Source organism: Paracoccus sigandri (assembly GCF_003709565.1).
GTDB classification, from domain to species: Bacteria; Pseudomonadota; Alphaproteobacteria; order Rhodobacterales; family Rhodobacteraceae; genus Paracoccus; species Paracoccus siganidrum.
The window spans coordinates 232,256-247,567 of record NZ_QNRC01000001.1 but is presented as its reverse complement, the minus strand read 5'-3'; the positions used below and the strand labels follow the sequence as shown (position 1 = coordinate 247,567).

The following is a 15,312-nucleotide window of genomic DNA, read 5'->3' as shown; positions in this document are numbered from 1 at the left end:
GGGAGGTGAAGATGGTCGAGAACAGAAGACTGACCCGGCGCGCGATGGCCTTCGTGCTGGCGGGCGGGCGCGGAAGCCGCCTGAAGGAACTGACCGACAGGCGCGTGAAGCCCGCCGTCTATTTCGGCGGCAAGACCCGGATCATCGACTTCGCGCTGTCGAACGCGATGAATTCCGGCATCCGCAAGATCGCCATCGCCACGCAATACAAGGCCCACAGCCTGATCCGGCATTGCCAGCGCGGCTGGAACTTCTTCCGGGCCGAGCGCAACGAATTCCTGGACATCCTGCCCGCCTCGCAGCGCATGTCCGAGGACCACTGGTATCGCGGCACCGCCGATGCGGTGGCGCAGAACATCGACATCGTGGACAGCTATGACGTGGATTACGTCGTCATCCTGGCGGGCGACCACATCTACAAGATGGATTACGAGATCATGCTGCGCGAGCATGTCGAGACCGGCGCCGACGTGACCGTGGGCTGCCTGACCGTCCCGCGCAGAGAGGCCAGCGCCTTCGGCGTCATGGCGGTGGACGAGGCCGGGCGGATCACCTCGTTCCTGGAAAAGCCCGCCGATCCGCCGGGGATGCCGGGCGATGCGGATCATGCGCTGGCCTCGATGGGGATCTATGTCTTCAGCTGGCCCTTCCTGCGCGACCTTCTGGTCCGCGATGCGCAGGACCCTGAATCCAGCCATGACTTCGGCAACGACCTGATCCCCGCCATCGTCGCGGGCGGCAAGGCGATGGCGCATCGCTTCGACACGTCCTGCGTGCGCGACGAGGGCGCGCCGGCCTATTGGAAGGATGTGGGCACGGTCGATGCCTTCTGGCAGGCCAATATCGCCTTGACCGATTTCGTGCCGGAACTGAACCTGTGGGACCGCGACTGGCCGATCTGGACCTATTCCGAAAGCGTGCCGCCGGCCAAGTTCATCCATGACGAGAAGGACCGGCGCGGCGTGGCGATTTCCTCGATGGTGTCGGGCGGCTGCATCATCTCGGGGACCGAGATCCGCAATTCGCTGCTGTTCACCGAGGTGCATACCAACAGCTATGCGGTGCTGGATCACGCGGTGGTGCTGCCCTATGTCACCGTCCACCGCAATGCGCGGCTGCGCAACGTGGTGATCGACCGCGGCGTGGTCATTCCCGACGGGCTGGTGGTGGGCGAGGACCCGGCCGAGGACGCGCAATGGTTCCGCGTCACCGAACGCGGCGTCACGCTGATCACCCAGGACATGCTGGACCGGCGGGCGGCGCCGTGATGCGGGTGCTGTCGGTCGCCTCGGAATGCGCGCCGCTGGTCAAGACCGGCGGGCTGGCCGATGTGGTGGGCGCGCTGCCCGGCGCGCTGGCGGCCGAGGGCGTGCGGATGCGCGTGCTGCTGCCGGGCTATCCGGCGGTGATGGCGGCGCTGCGGGACGCCGCGCCGGTGCTGGCATTCGACCAGCTGTTCGGCGGCCCGGCCCGCCTGCTGGCCGGGCAGGCGGCGGGGCTGGACCTGCTGGTGATCGAGGCCGCCCATCTCTATGACCGGCCGGGCGGGCCCTATCTGGGCTCTGATGGCCGCGACTGGCCCGACAACCCGGAACGCTTCGCGGCGCTGTCATGGGTCGCGGCCCATATCTGCGCCCACGGGGCGGGCGACTGGCTGCCGCAGGTGCTGCATGGTCATGACTGGCAGGCGGGCTTCGCGACCGAATACCTGCGGGCGATGGGGGGGCGGGTCGCGACCGTGCTGACCATCCACAACATCGCCTTCACCGGCTCGACCGATCCCGGCCGGATCGCGCGGCTTGGCCTCGATCCGGCGCGCTTCCATGCCGAGGGTTACGAATTCTTCGGCGCGGTCTCGGCCTTGAAGGCCGGGCTGATGGGGGCGGACGCGCTGACCACCGTATCCCCCAGCTATGCCGAGGAACTGATGACGCCGGAATTCGGCATGGGGCTGGACGGGGTGATGCGCCACCGCCGCGAGGCGCTGACCGGCATCCTGAACGGCATCGACACCCAGGTCTGGAACCCGGTCACCGATCCGCTGATCCATCCCTTTGGCACGCCGCGCAGCAAATCCGCCAACAAGGCCGCGCTGAGGGCCGAGCTGGGCCTGCCCCAGGCGCAGGGGCCGCTTTGCGTGATCGTCTCGCGCATGACGCATCAGAAGGGGCTGGACCTGGTGCTTCAGGTGCTGCCCGATCTTCTGGCAGAGGACGGCCAGCTTGCGCTGCTGGGCTCGGGCGACCCGGAACTGGAGACCGCCTTCCGCGCTGCCGCCGCCGATCCGAATGTCGCGGTGCGCATCGGCTATGACGAGGCGCTGTCGCATCGGATGATCGCGGGCGGGGACGCGATCCTGGTGCCCTCGCGGTTCGAACCCTGCGGGCTGACCCAGCTTTACGCGCTGCGCTATGGCACGGTGCCGCTGGTCGCGCTGACCGGCGGGCTGGCCGATACGGTCATCAACGCCTCGCCCGCCGCGTTGGCGCGGGGGGTGGCGACCGGCATCCAGTTCACGCCGGTCACCGCCGGGTCGCTGCGTAACGCCGTCGCGCGGCTTTGCGCCCTTTACAAGGATCAGAAAACATGGTCCCGCCTGCAAAAGAACGCAATGGCGCAACCCGTCGGCTGGGATCAGTCGGCCAAGGCTTACGCCGCCCTCTACGCCCGGCTGACCGCCTGAAACAGATGACCCAGACCTTTCCGATCGCCGCCGGGGACCCGGCGCGGCTTGGCGCCACATTCGACGGCGCAGGCGTGAACTTCGCCCTGTTCTCCCAGCATGCCGAGCGCGTGACGCTGTGCCTCTTCAACCGCAAGGGCCGCGAATCCCGTGTCGACCTGCCGGAACGCGACGGCCATGTCTGGCACGGCTATGTGCCGGGGCTGCGGCCGGGGCAGCGATACGGCTTCCGCGTCCACGGCCCCTATCGCCCGCAGGAGGGCCACCGCTTCAACCCCCACAAGCTGCTGATCGACCCCTATGCCCGGCGCCTGACCGGCAGGCCGGTGAACCACGACGCGCTGTTCGGCTATCGCGCCGGGCACCAGGACGCGGATCTCAGCTTCGACCGGCGCGACAGCGCGGGCTTCATGCCGAAATCGGTGGTGGTCGATCCCGGCTTCGCCTGGGGCGACGACCGCCCGCCGCGCCGCCCGATGGCGGATACGGTGATCTACGAGGCGCATGTGAAGGGCCTGACCGCCGCCCGGCCCGACATTCCCGATCCCGGCACCTATCTGGCGATGGCCTCGGACCCGATCCTCGATCACCTGACCCGGCTGGGCGTCACCGCCGTCGAGCTGCTGCCCGTCCATGCCTTCGCCGACGACCGTTTCCTGACCGATCGGGGGCTGACGAATTACTGGGGCTACATGTCCTGTGGCTTCTTCGCGCCCGAGCCGCGCTACATGCAGGACGGCGACGTCGCCGAGTTCCAGCAGATGGTCGCGCGGTTCCATCGCGCCGGCATCGAGGTGATCCTGGACGTGGTCTACAACCACACCGCCGAGGGCAACGAGCTGGGCCCGACGCTGTCCTTCCGCGGCATCGACAACGCCGCCTATTACCGCCTGGCCGAGGATCCGCGCTTCTATGTCAACGACGCCGGCACCGGAAACGTGCTGGACCTGGACCATCCCTTCGCGCTGCGCCTGGTCATGGATTCGCTGCGCTACTGGGTCGAGGTGATGCATGTCGACGGCTTCCGCTTCGATCTGTGTTCGGTGCTGGGGCGGTCGCGCGGGGTCTTCGACCGCGACGGGCCGTTCTTCACCGCCATCCGCCAGGACCCGGTGCTGAACCGCGTCAAGCTGATCGCCGAGCCCTGGGACATCGGCGAGGGCGGCTATCAGCTGGGCAGCTATCCCGCGCCCTTCGCCGAATGGAACGACCGTTTCCGCGACCAGGTCCGGGGCTTCTGGCGCGGCGATCCGGGGCTGATCGGCAAGCTGGCCAAGCGCATGGCCGGATCGGCGGCGCGCTTCGACCATGACGGGCGGACGGCGACCTCCAGCATCAATTTCATCGCCGCGCATGACGGCTTCACGCTGATGGACACGGTCAGCTACAGCGCCAAGCACAACGAGGCCAATGGCGAGGAAAACCGCGACGGCCACAACCACAACGTCTCGGACAATTGCGGCATCGAGGGGCCGACGGGTGATGCCGAGGTGCTGGCCCGCCGCGCCCGCAGGCGGCGCAACCTGATGGCGACGCTGATGCTGAGCCAGGGCACGCCGATGATCCTTGCCGGGGACGAGCTGGGCAATTCGCAGGGCGGCAACAACAACGCCTATTGCCAGGACAATGCCATCGGCTGGGTGGACTGGGACGGGGCCGACCCGGATTTCCTGGATTTCTGCCGCCGGGTGATCGCCTTCCGCAAGGCCCATCCGATCCTGCGCCAGAAGCGTTTCCTGCACAGCCAGCCGCGCGAACAGGACGGGCTGCCCGACCTGTTCTGGCGCCGCGCCGACGGCGCGCCGATGCAGCTGGCCGATTGGGGCGATCCCGAGCTGCGGCTGCTGGCGGTGGAACTGCGCATGGCCTCGGGCACGCCCGCCTATGCGGCGCTGCCCGGCGCGGTCTTCGTGGTCTTCAATGCCGGGCCCCAGGCGCAGGTGCGGCTGCCCGATCCGGGACAGGGCCAGTGGCGGCGGCAGCTGGACAGCGCCCGTGACGGCGACCCGGACGATCCCGCCGGCGGGACGGAGACCATCGCCGCCGACAGCGTCACCACCTTCACGCTTGGCGCGGGCGCGGCGGGCTAGGCAGGCTGCCTTGCGGCGCGGCAATGGCGGGCTGATCGGCCCGCGGGCAGATCTGCCCTGTTGATTGCGCTATCGCCGCGTGACAGAACCTGACTGTTTCCAGCCGCCCGCGCCGGCTCCCGCGCCCGTTTCATGTTGTCCATTCAGCCGCAAGAGGTCCCCTTGACCCAGCTTCCCACCGCCGAGAGCCTTCGCGACCAGATCCTGCATCACCTGACCCATGCCCAGGGGCGCGGCCCGGAATTCGCCACCGTCTTCGACTGGCGGCTGGCGGTCAGCTATACCGTGCGCGACCTGATCGTCGGGTCCTGGGTCGGCGCCATCCGCGCCGCCCGCGACCAGGGCGCCAAGCGCGTCTATTACCTGTCGATGGAGTTCCTGATCGGCCGCATCCTCGAGGACGCGATCATCAACCTGGGGCTGGACCGGTCGATGGACCGGGCGATGGAGCTGCTGGGCCTGGACAAGCACCGGATCCTGGACGACGAACCCGACGCGGCGCTTGGCAATGGCGGGCTGGGGCGGCTGGCGGCCTGTTTCATGGAATCGCTGTCCAGCCTGCAATGCCCGGCCTTCGGCTATGGCATCCGCTACGAACACGGGCTGTTCCGCCAGCGTTTCGAAGGCGGCCAGCAGGTCGAGACGCCCGAGGACTGGCTGAACCAGCCCCATCCCTGGGAATTCGTGCGGCTCGACTACAGCTATACCGTGGGCTTCAAGGGCCATGTCGAAGAGGTGGACGGCCGCGCCGTCTGGCATCCGGGCGAAAGCGTGCAGGCGCGGGCCTATGACACGCCGGTGATCGGCTGGCAGGGCGACTGGGCCAATACGCTGCGGCTGTGGGGGGCGCATCCGACGACGCTGTTCGACCTGCACCGCTTCAATGCCGGCGATTACGCGGCGGCGGCGGAACCCGAGGCGCTGGCCCGCACGCTGTCGCGCGTGCTCTATCCCGACGACACCACCGATTCGGGCAAGGAGTTGCGGCTGAAGCAGGAATATTTCCTGACCTCGGCGGCGCTCCAGGACATCCTGCGCCGCTTCCTGGCCGAACATGACGACCTGGAACTGCTGCCCGAAAAGGTGGCGATCCAGCTGAACGATACCCATCCCGCCATCGCCGGGCCGGAACTGATCCGGCTGCTGATGGACGAACACGGGCTGGATTTCCCCAAGGCCCGCGACCTGGCGCGCGGCGTGCTGAACTATACCAACCACACCCTGCTGCCCGAGGCGCTGGAACGCTGGTCCACCTGGCTGATGGGCCATGTTCTGCCGCGCCACATGCAGATCATCCAGATGATCGACGACGATCACCGGCAGGCCACGGCGCGGCCCGACCATGTCGGCATCATCCAGCACGACCAGGTGCAGATGGGCGAGCTGGCCTTCATCATGGCCGGCAAGGTCAACGGCGTCTCGGCGCTGCATACCGACCTGGTGAAAGGCACGGTCTTTGCCGATCTCCACAAGCTGCATCCCGACCGGATCGTGAACCAGACCAACGGCATCACCCCGCGCCGCTGGCTGCGCATGTCGAACCCGGCCCTGTCGGGGCTGATCGACCGGACCATCGGGCCGGGCTGGACCTCGGAGCTGGACCTGCTCGGCGGGCTGGAACCCTTTGCGGGGGACGCCGCCTTCCTGGGCGAGCTGCGCGCCGCCAAGCGCGCGAACAAGGTGGCGCTGTCGAACGGGCTGCTGGCGGGGCTGGGTATCAAGGCCGATCCCGACGCGATCTTCGACGTGCAGGTCAAGCGCATCCACGAATACAAGCGCCAGCTTCTGAACATCCTGGAAACCATCGCGCTGTGGCAGCGCATCCATGACGACCCGAACGCGGGCTGGACGCCGCGGGTCAAGATCTTCGGCGGCAAGGCCGCGCCGGGCTATTGGCTGGCCAAGACCGTCATCCACCTGATCAACGACGTGGCCGCGACGATCAACCGCGACCCGGTGACGGCGAAATACCTGCAGATCGCCTATCCCCCGAACTACAACGTCACCATGGCCGAACACCTGATCCCCGCCGCTGATCTCAGCGAACAGATCAGCACCGCGGGCAAGGAGGCCTCGGGCACCGGCAACATGAAGTTCACCATGAACGGCGCGCTGACCATCGGCACGCTGGACGGTGCCAATGTCGAGATCCGCGAACTGGTCGGGCCGGAAAACTTCTTCCTCTTCGGCCTGACCGCCGAGGAGGCGGCGGTGGTCCGGGCACGCCCCGGCCATGCCCGCGCCGCGATCGAGGCCAGCGAGAACATGCGCATCGCCCTGCAGCTGATCGCCGAGGGGCGTTTCTCGGGCGGGCGGGCCGATCCCTATTTCGCGCTGCTGGACCGGACCTGGAACGACGATCCCTTCCTGGTGGCCAGCGATTTCGACGCCTATTACGCGACCCAGCGCCGCATCGACCAGGCTTTCGGCGACGCGGCGCATTGGGACCGGATGGCGGCGCTGAACATCGCGCGCTCGGGCTTCTTCTCGTCCGACCGGACGATCCGGGGCTACATGGCCGATATCTGGCATGTGACGCCGCTGACCGGCGAAAGCTAGGCTGGCCGCTTCTTCGTTGTCCAAATACCCGAAGGACGCGAAGGCCAGCCCCCGACTCCCGCGGCTAGAAGATGAAATCCTCGGCCACCAGCCGCGAGATGCCGTTCAGTTGGATCTCGAAATCATGGACACCGTCGCCGTCATGGTCGCCGCGCAGGATCACGTTGCTGCCCTGGCGCAGGAACCAGACCGAATTGGCCGCGGCTTCCATGCCGTTGAAGGCGAAATCCTGGTTGCCCGCCAGCCGGGTATTGGCGTCCAGCGCGCTCAGGTCCAGCCGGTCCTGCCCCGAGGCGAAATCCAGGATCCGGTCGCGATTCGCCGCGCCGCTGCCCATTTCCGCGAAGCTCTGGAAGACGAAGATGTCGCGCCCGGCGCCGCCCTGCATCGTATCGGCCCCGGCGCCGCCGATCAGCGTGTCGGCGCCCGCGCCGCCGCGCAGCACATCGTTTCCGCCCCCGCCGTCCAGCCGGTCATTGCCCGCGCCGCCCTCCAGCGTGTCATTGCCCGCATCGCCGAACAGGCGGTCATTGCCGGCCCCGCCCTGCAGAAGATCGCGCCCGGCCCCGCCGCGCAGCACGTCGTTGCCGCCCTGGCCCAGCAGCGTGTCATTGCCGCCCCCGCCAAGAAGGGTGTCGATGCCCGCGCCGCCCTCCAGCCGGTCGTTGCCGGCGCCGCCTTCCAGCGAATCGCGCCCGCCGCCGCCCAGAAGCGTGTCGTTCCCGGCCCCGCCCAGCAGCGTGTCGTTTCCGCCGCCGCCGTTCAGAAGATCATGGCCGCCCTGGCCCAGAAGGCGGTCGTTGCCCGCGCCTCCCAGCAGGGTGTCGTTGCCCGCGCCGCCTTCCAGCCAGTCATTGCCGGCCCCGCCGTCCAGCCGGTCGTTGCCGTTGCCGCCCAGCAGCCAGTCATTGCCGGCCCCGCCGTCCAGCCGGTCGTTGCCGTTGCCGCCCAGCAGCCGGTCATTGCCGGCGCCTCCGAACAGCCGGTCGTTGCCCGCCCCGCCCAGCAGCGTGTCATTGCCGCCATTGCCGCGCAGCGTGTCGTTTCCGGCTAGCCCGACCAGCCGGTTGGCGCCGGCATTGCCCAGGATCACGTTGTTCAACCCGTTTCCGGTGCCGTTGATATTGCCGGCCCCGGTCAGGGTCAGGTTTTCCAGATGCGCCCCCAGCGTATAAGCGAAATTCGCCTGCACCGTGTCGATGCCGCCATTGGCGGTTTCCTGGATCACGTCGTTGCGGTCGATGATATAGAGATCGTTGCCCGCCCCGCCGATCAGCGTGTCGCGGCCCGCGCCCCCGATCAGCGTGTCGTTGCCCGCACCGCCTTCCAGCCGGTCCGCGCCCGCGCCGCCCTCCAGCCGGTCGTTGCCATTGCCGCCAAGAAGCGTGTCGTTGCCGCCCCCGCCGTAAAGAGTATCGTTGCCGTCGCCGCCCGACAGGATGTCGTTGCCGCCGTAACCATAGATCCGGTCGTCGCCGCCCAGCCCCTCGATCCGTTCGGGGAACGAGGTGCCGTGCAGGATGTCGTTGCCGCCGGTGCCGCTGACCGTGCCGTCCAGGATCGTCCCGGTGCCGGTCGCCATGTTCGACTGGGCCGAGATCTGCGAGGGGAAGGGAGGCTGGACGCGCAGATAGAACAGTTCGGCCCCTTCCTGCGCCATGTCATAGATGATGGGCACGGCGATCTCGACCCGCGTCTGGCCGGGGGCGAAGGTGATCTGGCCCAGACTTGGGACATAGTCGCTGTTTGCGCGCGCGGTGCCGGCCACGGTCTCATAGTTCAGCGTGATCGGCACCTCGGCGGGACGAGAGATCTCGACCGCGAAGATGGCGACGCTGCCGCCCGGAACCTCTCTCACGATGCTGTTCGAGACGGCCACCGTCCGGTTCAACCCCGGCCCGTCATCGTCCAGAACCCAGCCTGTGGCGAACAGCGAGGCATTGCCGCCCCCGAAGGTGGCACCCACGGGATTGCGCAACTCGACGAAGAAGCTCTCGTCCAACTCGTCCAGGCTGTCGTTGCTGTTGCGGACATAGATCACCCGCTCGGTCTGGCCGGGGCTGAAAGTGACGGTCCCGCTATAGGGATAGCCGCTGGAAGACAGGTCGGTTTCCCGGCTGGCGGTTCCGGCATGGACGAAATACTCGACCGTGACCGCATCCGTCGGCGCCTCGGACAGCCGGACGGTGAAGGGAATATAGGTGCTGAACGGGCCTTCATCGGCGCGGCCGCCTTCGATGGACAGGACCGGGGTGGCGCTGTCGTCATCAAGGATTTGCGCCGTGCCGGTGGCGCCGGTCACGCCATGGGCGCCGGTGATCGACAGGTTGAAGCTTTCGGTGGCTTCGGCGAGGTTGTCGTTGAGCAGGTTGATCTCGACGGTTGCCTCGGTCTGGCCGGCCAGGAAGGTGACCGTGCCGTTGCGGGCCTGATAGTCCGATCCCGCCTTGGCGCTGCCGTCGCTGGTGCTGTAATTGAAGCTGACATTGGTATCGAACGCCCGCGACAGGCTGATGGTGAAGATGGCCTTGCCGCCCGCTGCCTCGGTCACGACCGGGTTCGAGACGGCGATGGCGCGGTTGTTGCCCGGCCCGTCATCGTCCAGCACCCAGCCGATTGCGGACAGGCTGTGATTGTTCGCGCCGAATGTCGCGCCGTCCGGATTGCGCAACTCGACGAAGAAGCTCTCGTCCAGCTCGTCCAGACTGTCGTTGCTGTTGCGGACATAGATCACCTGTTCGGTCTGGCCGGGACTGAAAGTGACGGTGCCGTTATAGGGATAGCCGCTGGAGGACAGGTCGGTTTCCCGGCTGGCGGTTCCGGCATGGACGAAATACTCGACCGTGACCGCATCCGTCGGCGCCTCGGACAGCCGGACGGTGAAGGGAATATAGGTGCTGAACGGTCCTTCGTCGGCGCGGCCGCCTTCGATGGACATGACCGGGATGGCGCTGTCATCGTCAAGGATTTGCGCCGTGCCGGTGGCGCCGGTCACGCCATGGGCGCCAGTGATCGACAGGTTGAAGCTTTCTGTGGCTTCGGCGAGGTTGTCGTTGATCAGGTTGACTTCGACCGTGGTTTCGGTCTGGCCGGCCAGGAAGGTGACGGTGCCGCTGCGGGCCTGATAGTCCGATCCCGCCTTGGCGCTGCCGTCGCTGGTGCTGTAATTGAAGCTGACATCGTTATCGAACGCCCGCGACAGGCTGATGGTGAAGATGGCCTTGCCGCCCGCTGCCTCGGTCACGACCGGGTTCGAGACGGCGATGGCGCGGTTGTTGCCGGGCCCGTCATCGTCCAGCACCCAGCCGATTGCGGACAGGCTGTGATTGTTCGCGCCGAATGTCGCACCGTCCGGATTGCGCAACTCGACGAAGACGCTTTCGTCCAACTCGTCCAGGCTGTCGTTGCTGTTGCGGACATAGATGATCTGTTCGGACTGTCCGCGGTCGAACGTGATGGTCCCGCTATAGGGATAGCCGCTGGAGGACAGATCGGTTTCCCGGCTGGCGGTCCCGGCATGGACGAAATACTCGACGGTAACGATATCCGCGGGTGCTGCGGACAGCCGGACGGTGAAGGGAATATAGGTGCTGAACGGGCCTTCATCGACGCGGCCGCCGGTGATGGAGATAATCGGACGATCGGGCATTTCGGGGATCCTTTCGCGACATCCGGCGACAAATGGCCGGTGACTGTTTACGAATGGCGTCCTCGCGAGAAAGGAAAGGCTCGAGAGCGCCGGTGAACCGCAAAACAGGGTCGCGAGAGCAACCCCAAGACCTTCACAAAGCTACACAATTCTGTGCCTTCGGCGGCGCGAGATTGGTAGCTGTTCTTTTCGGCATGTTTTCGCCTATGCGCCCGCAGGTCAACAATTATCGACCGGTTCGCGGTGCAAAATTGATTGTTGCCCGTGCAATGCAGGGCGGTTTCGTCCGCGATGCCGGCAGGATTGCGTCAGGCGCGGCGGTCCAGCTGCGCGATGCGCAGCACCTCCAGCACCTTCGCCTCGATATGCGCCGCGTTCAGCGCCGAATCGTCATACATCGCGAAGGGCGCGCCATGGTCGACGAAGCGGTCGGGCAGCACCATCGAGCGGAAGGCAAGCCCGCGGTCGAAGACGCCCTCATCGGCCAGAAGCTGCGCGACATGGCTGCCGAAGCCGCCGACGGCGCCTTCCTCCAGGGTGATCAGCGCGTCGTGGTCGCGGGCCAGGCGCAGGATCAGCTCGCGGTCCAGGGGCTTGGCGAAGCGGGCGTCGGCGATGGTCGGGGTGATGCCGCGCGCCGACAGCGCCTCGCGCGCGGCCATCGCCTCGGAGAGGCGGGTGCCGAAGGACAGGATCGCGACCGACTTGCCCTCGGCGATCATGCGGCCCTTGCCGATGGGCAGGATTTCTCCGCGTTCGGGCAGATCGACCCCGGTGCCCTCGCCGCGCGGGAAGCGGAAGGCGATGGGGCCCGCGTCATGGGCGGCGGCGGTGGCGACCATGTGGACCAGCTCGGCCTCGTCGGCGGCGGCCATGACCACGAAGCCGGGCAGGTTCGCCAGGAAGGCGATGTCATAGGCGCCGGCATGGGTGGGGCCGTCCTGCCCGACCAGACCGGCGCGGTCGATGGCGAAGCGCACCGGCAGGCCCTGCACGGCGACGTCGTGGACCACCTGGTCGTAGCCGCGCTGCAGGAAGGTGGAATAGAGCGCGCAGAAGGGTTTCATCCCGCCCGCCGCCAGCCCCGCCGCGAAGGTCACGGCATGTTGCTCGGCGATGCCGACGTCGAAGGTGCGGCGCGGGAAACGCTCGGCGAACTGCTTCAGGCCGGTGCCGTCGGGCATGGCGGCGGTGATGCCGACGATGCGGTCGTCGCGGCCGCCCTCGTCGATCAACGCCCCGGCGAAAACGGCGGTATAGCTGGGCGCGTTCGACTTGGCCTTGGCCTGCTGGCCGGTCAGCACGTCGAAGCAGCCCCGCGCATGGCCGCGGTCGTCGGCATTCTCGGCCGGACCGTAGCCCTTGCCCTTCCTGGTGACGGCATGGATCAGCACCGGCCCGTCGGCGCGGGCCTTCACGGTGCGCAGCAGCGGCAGCAGCTGGTCCAGGTCATGGCCGTCGACCGGGCCGATATAGCTGAAGCCCAGCTCCTCGAACAGGGTGCCGCCCACGGCCATGCCCTTCAGCATTTCCTTGGCGCGGCGGGCGCCCTGCTGCATCGGCGCGGGCAGCAGGCTGACGGCGCCCTTGGCGGCGGCCTTCAGCTCCTGGAAGGGGCCGCCCGTGTAAAGCCGGGTCAGATAGGTGGACAGCGCGCCGGTGGGCGGCGCGATGGACATCTCGTTGTCGTTCAGGATCACGAACAGCCGCTTGCCCAGGTGGCCGGCATTGTTCATCGCCTCGAAGGCCATGCCCGCGCTCATGGCGCCGTCGCCGATCACCGCGATGGCGTCGCCGGCATCGCCGCCCAGCTCGCGCGCCACTGCGAAACCCAGCGCGGCGGAAATCGAGGTCGAGGAATGGCCGGCGCCGAACGGATCATAGGGGCTTTCCGCGCGCTTGGTGAAGCCGGCCAGCCCGCCGCCCATGCGCAGGGTGCGGATGCGGTCGCGCCGCCCGGTCAGGATCTTGTGCGGATAGCACTGGTGGCCGACGTCCCAGATGATCTTGTCGCGCGGCGCGTCGAAGACGGCGTGCAGGGCCACGGTCAGTTCCACCACGCCCAGCCCCGCGCCCAGATGGCCGCCGGTCACGCTGACCGCGCTGATCGTCTCGGCGCGCAGCTCCTCGGCCAGCTGCGCCAGTTCGCGGTCGCTCAGCGCCTTGAGGTCCGAGGGCAGGTTGACGCGGTCCAGAACCGGGGTCTTCGGCCGGTTGGTGGGAACGGGGTCGGTCATGGCTGGCCCTCCGGGCGTGTCTGGGGCGGGCGTTTCAAGTGTCGCGTTCGATAACGAAACGCGCAAGGGCGCGCAAGTTTCCCGCGGCCGCGCCATAGGGGTCAAGCGCGGCCTCGGCCAGGTCGGCAAGGCGGCGGGCCTCGGCGCGCGCGCCGTCAAGCCCCAGAAGCGAGACGAAGGTGGCCTTGCCCGCCGCGCCGTCCTTGCCGACGCGCTTGCCGGTGGTGGCCTCGTTTCCGGTCACGTCTAGGATGTCGTCGGCGATCTGGAAGGCCAGCCCCAGTGCGTCGGCATAGCGGTCCAGCGGGCCGGGATCGGCATCGGCGGCCAGCGGCCCGGCGGTGGCGGCGAAGCGGATCAGCGCGCCGGTCTTGCCGCCCTGCAGCCGGGTGATCGCGGGCAGGTCCAGCGGCGTGGCGGCGCTTTCGGCGGCGATGTCCAGCGCCTGGCCCCAGACCATGCCCTGGGCGCCGACGGCGCGGGCGAAGGCGCGGATCAGCCGCAGCCGCGCGCCCGCATCGCCCACCGCTTCACCCGTCAGCAATTCGAAGGCCAGGCTTTGCAGCGCGTCGCCGGCAAGGATCGCGGTGGCCTGCGAGTATTTCACATGCACCGTCGGCTGGCCCCGGCGCAGGTCGTCGTCGTCCATCGCCGGCAGGTCGTCATGGACCAGGCTGTAGGCGTGCAGCGCCTCGACCGCGGCGGCGACGGGCAGTGCGGCGCTTTCAGGGATGCCGTGCAGCCGCGCCGATTCCAGCACCAGATAGGCGCGCAGCCGCTTGCCCCCGGTCGCCGCATAGAGCATCGCGTCGCGCAATTCGCCGCCGGGCAGGCGGGCGATCGCGGATTCGAGCGCGGCCTGCACCGGCGCCTTCACGCCGTCCAGTTCATGCTGCATTCAAAGCCCCTCGGCCGGTTCCGTGCCCGCGGGGTCGCCATTGGCCGCCAGGGTGATCTTCTCGACCCGCTCCTCGGCCTCGCGCAGGCGCGCCTCGCAATGCTTGCGCAGCGCCGCCCCGCGTTCGTAAAGCGCGATGGATTCCTCCAGCGTCGCCTCGCCGGTCTCCAGCTTGCCGACGGTCGCCTCCAATTCGCGCATTGCCTCCTCGAAGGACAGCTTCTCGATCTCGCTCATGCTCCGGCCTCCATCAGCACTTCGACATGGGCGCGGACGGACCGGCCCAGGGCCGCCAGATCATAGCCACCTTCCAGGCAGGATACCACCGGGGCGCCGCATTCCGCCGCCATGTCGCAGATCGCGCGGCTGATGGCGGTGAAATCGGTCTCGTCCCAGTTCAGCTGCGCCAGCGGGTCGTCGGCATGGGCGTCGAAACCGGCGGAAACCAGCACCAGCTGCGGATCGAAGGCACGGGCGCGGGCCAGGATCGCGTCCCAGGCCCGCCGCGCCTCGGCCCCGCCGCTGCCCGGCGCCAGCGGCACGTTCACGATCTGGCGATGGGCGCCCTGTTCCGAGGCCGCGCCGCTGCCGGGATACAGCGGCATCTGGTGGCTGGAGGCGAAGAAGGCGCGTGATTCGTCCCACAGCAGGTCCTGCGTGCCGTTGCCGTGATGGACGTCGAAATCCAGCACCGCCACCCGTTCCAGCCCGTGATGGTCCAGCGCCCGCCGGGCGGCGATGGCGACGGTGCCGAACAGGCAGAAGCCCATCGCCGTCTCGCGCTCGGCGTGGTGGCCGGGCGGGCGCATGGCGACGAAGGCATTGGCGATCCCGCCCGCCAGCACCGCATCCACCGCCGCGACCGCGCCGCCCACGGCGCGCAAGGCGGCCTCCAGGCTGCCCGGCGACATGTGCGTGTCGCCGTCCAGCATCGTGAAGCCCTGCGCGGGCGAGGCGGCGCGGATCCGGTCCAGATAGGAGCGCGGATGGCAGCGCAGGATCTCGGCATCCTCGGCGATGGGCGCCTCGTGCCGGTCCAGCGCCAGATCCTGAAGCGCGGCGGCGACGGCCTGGGCGCGGGCCGATTGCTCGGGATGGCCCATGGGCGTCAGGTGGTCGATGGCGGCCGGATGCCAGAACAAGCCTGTGGTCATGCGTTTCTCCCCCTCGGTCGGCAGGCTAAGCAGGGCGGGGGG

General features: G+C 68.2%; 9 protein-coding genes. 4 read left to right on the top strand and 5 right to left on the bottom strand.

What is annotated here, in order from left to right; all coding sequences use genetic code 11:
• The first annotated feature begins 11 nt into the window (after nucleotides 1-11).
• The 4 genes from glgC (at nucleotide 12) to C9E82_RS01295 (ending at nucleotide 7,332) form a co-directional block, all read left to right on the top strand.
• Nucleotides 12-1,268, top strand: coding sequence for a glucose-1-phosphate adenylyltransferase (gene glgC / locus C9E82_RS01310; protein ID WP_119899927.1), 1,257 nt, complete (start codon nucleotides 12-14; stop codon nucleotides 1,266-1,268).
• Nucleotides 1,265-2,683, top strand: a complete 1,419-nt coding sequence (gene glgA, locus C9E82_RS01305) for a glycogen synthase GlgA (protein ID WP_170162138.1) — start codon at nucleotides 1,265-1,267, stop codon at nucleotides 2,681-2,683. Before glgC ends, glgA begins: the two co-directional genes overlap by 4 nt.
• A gap of 5 nt (nucleotides 2,684-2,688) precedes the next feature.
• Complete coding sequence (gene glgX, locus C9E82_RS01300; RefSeq protein ID WP_119899895.1) at nucleotides 2,689-4,773, top strand: glycogen debranching protein GlgX; 2,085 nt, start codon at nucleotides 2,689-2,691, stop codon at nucleotides 4,771-4,773.
• Nucleotides 4,774-4,905: 132 nt separating this feature from the next.
• The gene (locus tag C9E82_RS01295) at nucleotides 4,906-7,332 is read left to right on the top strand and encodes a glycogen/starch/alpha-glucan phosphorylase (protein ID WP_119899893.1); all 2,427 of its coding nucleotides are present in this window, start codon (nucleotides 4,906-4,908) and stop codon (nucleotides 7,330-7,332) included.
• 64 nt (nucleotides 7,333-7,396) lie between these two features.
• On the opposite strand, the gene C9E82_RS01290 is transcribed toward C9E82_RS01295, so the two are convergent.
• The 5 genes from C9E82_RS01290 to C9E82_RS01270 form a co-directional block, all read right to left on the bottom strand.
• A complete protein-coding gene (locus C9E82_RS01290) occupies nucleotides 7,397-10,981 on the bottom strand; it encodes a Calx-beta domain-containing protein (RefSeq protein WP_122449170.1) in 3,585 nt (1,194 codons plus the stop codon).
• Nucleotides 10,982-11,289: 308 nt separating this feature from the next.
• Nucleotides 11,290-13,218 carry a 1-deoxy-D-xylulose-5-phosphate synthase gene (dxs, locus tag C9E82_RS01285; RefSeq protein WP_119898576.1) on the bottom strand — a complete coding sequence of 643 codons (1,929 nt, stop codon included), beginning with the start codon at nucleotides 13,216-13,218 and terminating at the stop codon, nucleotides 11,290-11,292.
• A 34-nt stretch (nucleotides 13,219-13,252) separates the two neighbouring features.
• Complete coding sequence (locus C9E82_RS01280) at nucleotides 13,253-14,116, bottom strand: polyprenyl synthetase family protein (RefSeq protein WP_119898577.1); 864 nt, start codon at nucleotides 14,114-14,116, stop codon at nucleotides 13,253-13,255.
• Nucleotides 14,117-14,353, bottom strand: a complete 237-nt coding sequence (locus C9E82_RS01275) for an exodeoxyribonuclease VII small subunit (protein ID WP_119898578.1) — start codon at nucleotides 14,351-14,353, stop codon at nucleotides 14,117-14,119.
• Nucleotides 14,350-15,270, bottom strand: coding sequence for a histone deacetylase family protein (locus C9E82_RS01270; RefSeq protein ID WP_119898579.1), 921 nt, complete (start codon nucleotides 15,268-15,270; stop codon nucleotides 14,350-14,352). Before C9E82_RS01270 ends, C9E82_RS01275 begins: the two co-directional genes overlap by 4 nt.
• Nucleotides 15,271-15,312: the final 42 nt, after the last annotated feature.

Coding starts and splice junctions, on each gene's coding strand:
- C9E82_RS01270 (WP_119898579.1), bottom strand. CDS start 15,270: ATGACCACAGGCTTGTTCTGGCATCCGGCCGCCATCGACCACCTGACG.
- glgX (WP_119899895.1), top strand. CDS start 2,689: ATGACCCAGACCTTTCCGATCGCCGCCGGGGACCCGGCGCGGCTTGGC.
- C9E82_RS01280 (WP_119898577.1), bottom strand. CDS start 14,116: ATGCAGCATGAACTGGACGGCGTGAAGGCGCCGGTGCAGGCCGCGCTC.
- dxs (WP_119898576.1), bottom strand. CDS start 13,218: ATGACCGACCCCGTTCCCACCAACCGGCCGAAGACCCCGGTTCTGGAC.
- C9E82_RS01290 (WP_122449170.1), bottom strand. CDS start 10,981: ATGCCCGATCGTCCGATTATCTCCATCACCGGCGGCCGCGTCGATGAA.
- C9E82_RS01295 (WP_119899893.1), top strand. CDS start 4,906: ATGTTGTCCATTCAGCCGCAAGAGGTCCCCTTGACCCAGCTTCCCACC.
- C9E82_RS01275 (WP_119898578.1), bottom strand. CDS start 14,353: ATGAGCGAGATCGAGAAGCTGTCCTTCGAGGAGGCAATGCGCGAATTG.
- glgC (WP_119899927.1), top strand. CDS start 12: ATGGTCGAGAACAGAAGACTGACCCGGCGCGCGATGGCCTTCGTGCTG.